The 4,683-nt window shown below is 34.7% G+C and carries 1 protein-coding gene; it reads right to left on the bottom strand.

Features of this window, described 5'->3' with window-relative positions; translation table 11 throughout:
- Positions 1–4,342 (bottom strand): L-type lectin-domain containing protein (locus tag ACUUYC_RS25405; protein WP_474270652.1); only part of this gene is annotated, 4,342 nt, incomplete at its 3' end.
- Positions 4,343–4,683 lie beyond the last annotated feature (341 nt).

The following is a 4,683-nucleotide window of genomic DNA, read 5'->3' as shown; positions in this document are numbered from 1 at the left end:
TATAATTTGTAAGGTTCACAATAGGATTAACATCATCTTCTGCGTCCATTTCACTCTCGTGATAACTAAGGGTGAAGTCTCCTGGGGTTTGTGTTCCATAGATCTCTGTCTGTGTCTGAGTAAGATCGAACATATCAAAGCCATCCAAACTTGACGCATCGTCACACTCTTCTAAATCTGTAATCACCAGTGGCAATACAGGAATTGGTGTAACTGTTAATAATAATGGTGTAACAGTAAAACATCCTGTCACAGTATTGGTTGCCAAAACATAAATGGTTTGACTATCCATCATAATGTTGGTATATGGAGAGGCAAGCGGGAATAGATTCATCTGTGCATTTTCTAGTGTCTCATGGAAACTATAAACTACATCAGGCTCATTGTTGATAATATCATTTACCAGATCATTTAAATCAAAGAGTTGGAATCCATCATTGTCCTCATCACAAATGTCAGCTGTAAGCGTACCATTTGGATCAAGGGTTGGACTCGGAAGTGGATTGACTCTAATATCAAAGGTAATCGTATTTTCACATCCTGTGGTATCATTGGTAGCTCTTACAAAGATGGTTTGTACACCAATCTCAGTATTGCTATACATGGTTGGATCCGCTATAGGAGTATCACTAGCTAGATCCGCTGCATTGGCATAGTAATCAAGACTAATTCCTGGCGCGCTGTTAAGTAAGTCCTCAGCAAGAGACGTTAGATCAAATACTTCAATCCCATCATTAAGGCTAACGGCATCACATGCTTCTAAACCTGTGAGTTGTACAAGTGTTGGCAATTCATTGACAACAAGCGTTAGATTGGTCACTGTAAAACAACCTGTGGCTAAATCCTCCACACGTACCCAAATCACTTGTGGACTTGGTGGTATGTTACTATAAGCGTTTGCATTGTTGATCTGTCCTACACCAGTACCATTAGCGGCATTGGTTTGTGTATTGTAATAAGAAATATCATGAGTTAATGGATCTTCTCCATTTAGAATGTCTGGTTCACTTTGAGTAAGATCAAACTGAGCAATTCCATCGGTATCGGTATCACATTCAGCAAGAATTGTTGCATCCATCGCAGCAACCTCAGGTGAATCATGTACAATAAGATCAAGCGATACTACATTGAAACATCCCGTAAGGACATTCTCCACACGAACATAAATTGTTTGAGTATAGGCATTGATATTGGTATAGTTATCTGGCAAGGCGCTTACATTGTTGTCAGCATCTTCTGGAGTTTCGTGATAAGTTACTGCAATATTAGTAACAGCTCCACCTGTAATTTGACTCTCAGTGCTTCTAATATCAAAAATCCCGAAACCATCATTATCTGTATCACAGTATTCCAATGGTGTTGCAGGGAAAACAGATGGTGCATCTTCTACAGAAATTACCAATGAAGTGGTAATATAACAACCTGAATTACCACTTTCTACACGAACATAAACGGTTTGTGGATTGCTAATGTTTGTATATGGAATTGCTAGTGAATTCATATCATTATCAGCATCCGCTTGTGTTAGATAGTACTGAACAGAAAATCCAGTTTGATTGTTAACGATTTCAGCATTTTTTACATTTAAATCTATCGCTGTAAAACCATCTGAAACTTCATCATCACAAACGATTAAATCAGTTGGCATTGTTACTATCGGAGGAATATCAAATAGCAAGTCAAAAGTAGTAACATCATAACAAATGTTTCCAGCTTGTGTACTTTCGATTCGAACATAAATCATTTGTGCATTCATGCCGTTATACATGTTTGGCAATGGATTCATGTCTGTATTCGCATCCGTAGGATTTGCATGAAATGTAATATTGAAGTCTGGAGCGTTTTGTGCCCCAAGTATGTCTGAGAATTGTGAACTTAAATCAAAAATTTCAGAACCATCGTTATTGAAATCACAAGTTATTATATTATTTGGCTGATTCGCTATAGGTTGCGTATTGACACAGACTTCAAAATTTGTAATATCGTAACAAGTTGGATTCGCATCATTTTCTACACGAGCATATATATCTTCGCATTGTGTTGTATTTGTGTATGGAAATGTTAATGCATTTAGACCATCATTTGCGTCAGTTGGATTTGCATAATATGTCACCGAAAACAAAGTAGGATCTAGTGTGCCAAGGACAGTTGCATCAAGGTTTGTAAAATTAAATGCATTTACACCATCATTAGATACATCATCACAGATACTAAAATCTGCTATTGGATTTGCTATTGGAGTTTCACTTAAAAATAATTGAAATAAAGTCGTTGCAAAACAATCATTTCCAATTTCAGTGCTTTCTATTCTAACATAAATTGTTTCATTGTTGATTCCTGTATGCATTGCAGGAAGTGGATTCATGTCCATATCTGCATCAATTTGATTTGCGTGATATGTAATATTAAAATTTAGTGCATTTTGTGTACCAAGTATTGCAAGTTCTTGCAGAGGGAGATTAAAGATTTCACTTGCGTCATTTCCTGTATCACATAATGTAATATCGTTTGGTTGATTTGCTATAGGCTGTGTATTTACGCATACTTCAAAATTTGTAACATCGTAACACATTGAATTCGCATCATTTTCTACACGAGCAAATATTTGCTCACATTGCGTTGTGTTTGTGTATGGAAACACGAGTGCATTTAAACCATCATCTGCATCAGTTTGATTCGCATGATATGTCACCGAAAATAAAGTAGGATCTAGTGTTCCGAGCACAGTCATATCAAGATTTGTAAAATTAAATGCATTTACACCATCATTAGATACATCATCACAGACACTAAAATCTGCTACTGTATTGGCAATCGGAATTTCATTTAATAACAATTGAAAAGATGTGGTTGCAAAACAGTCATTTCCAACTTCTGTACTTTCTACTCTGACAAAAATGGTTTCATTATTTATTGCAGGGTGCATTGTAGAAAGTGGATTCATATTGGTATCCGCATCCGTTTGATTTGCATGAAAAGAAATTGAAATATCAGCAGCATTTTGTGTACCAAGTATTGTAGGTTCTTGTAGAGAGAGGTTATAAATTTCAGAACCATCATTCCCTATATCACATAATAATACATCATTAGGTTGAGTTGCATTAGGTTGACTGTTTACACAGATTTCAAAACTAGTTGTTTCATAGCAAGATACATTAGAATTGTTTTCTACACGAACGAATATTTCTTCACATTGTGCTGTGTTTGTATATGGAAATGTTAATGGATTTAGATTTCCATTGGCATCTGACAAACTTAAGTGGTATGAAACATCAAATATGTTAGGATCTTGCGTACCTAATACAGTATTATTTAGTGTTGTAAAGTTAAAAGGCGCAAAACCGTCATTTGTAAGATCGTCACAAACTGCAAAATCGTTTACAGGATTAGCAGTTGGTAAAGGATTAAAAGTAATTGTAAAACTTTCTTGTATTATTTCGGCACAACTATTTGTAATGCTTACAGTATATGTTGTTGTAGTTGTCGGATTAAATGTAGGATTGGCAATTGTGGGATCGCTAACTCCTGTAACTGGTGCCCATGAGTATGAAGTAGCGCCTGTAACGGTAGCGTCAACAGAATCAACTATATTTCCTGGACAAATATTTTGATCGTCTAATGATAAGGAGTTTGCGAATGATACATAATCAAAACATACACGCTGTAAGTTTGCAGCTCCACCTGTAGACCCTGTAAAGCCAAAATAAGCATTAGTAATTCCTCCAAAAATATTATTTACAACATCACCAGAGTATGAAAGTCGTAAATCGCAATCAAAATAAACATCAAGTGTATTAGTAGCTGCGGTCCATTCAACTCGAATAATGTGTTCTAAACCATTTTCAATATTTTGTGTTGTCGCTGAAGCTTGAATTGGTCCTGCTAAATTTGTAGCAATATTATGATTATTAGCACCATTACTTATAATTGCAAGATGATCAAAAAAAGGATCGCCTAAGTCATTATTTTGCCATGTGTCAAATTCGACAGCTAGTGAATTATTAATACCTTCATAGCCCATTCCACCACCAGAAGTTCCAATTTCAGGTGTTGCAGTATTTTTTAGTATGAATACAATTCCGTCGGCTCCATTAGCATCATTTGTACCGAAAAACCCTCTAAACTCAATAATAAAATCGTTTGTCATATCAATAGGAGTTCCTGACCAAATTGCTCCTGATTGATTATTAATGTTTTCAGTAATTTCAAAACAATCACCTCCAATATCATTTGCGTCACCTATTAATGTCGGCATTAATTGCGCATGAAGTTGACAGCTAAATAGTATAAAGATTACTGTGAAACTTTTTATAATTTGTTTTGTTTTTTTCGTTAAAATCATTGTCCTACAATTATATAAGACAAATATGATGATTTATCTTTTTAAAGTAAAGTGATTGATAAAATCTTTTGCAACCCTATTTTCTTCTATGAGTTTAATACTTTTTAGAATAATAAGCTTTTGAATTCTACATATAGAACAATTAGGATGTTTAAAATCCTACCTTTAGAAAAGAAGTAAATCATTTGAAAAATAGCAATCAATGATTTATAAATAAAAAAACCGAAGGTAGTATTCCTTCGGTTTTTTCTTTTTTTTATTTCAGTGTAAATTATCTCTTAAGTGTAAAATGATTGATAAACTCTTTTGGAGTTCCATCAAATGGATCTACATATTCGACT

This window comes from Kordia sp. E, from assembly GCF_056033805.1.
This window is presented reverse-complemented; position numbering and strand designations above follow the sequence as displayed.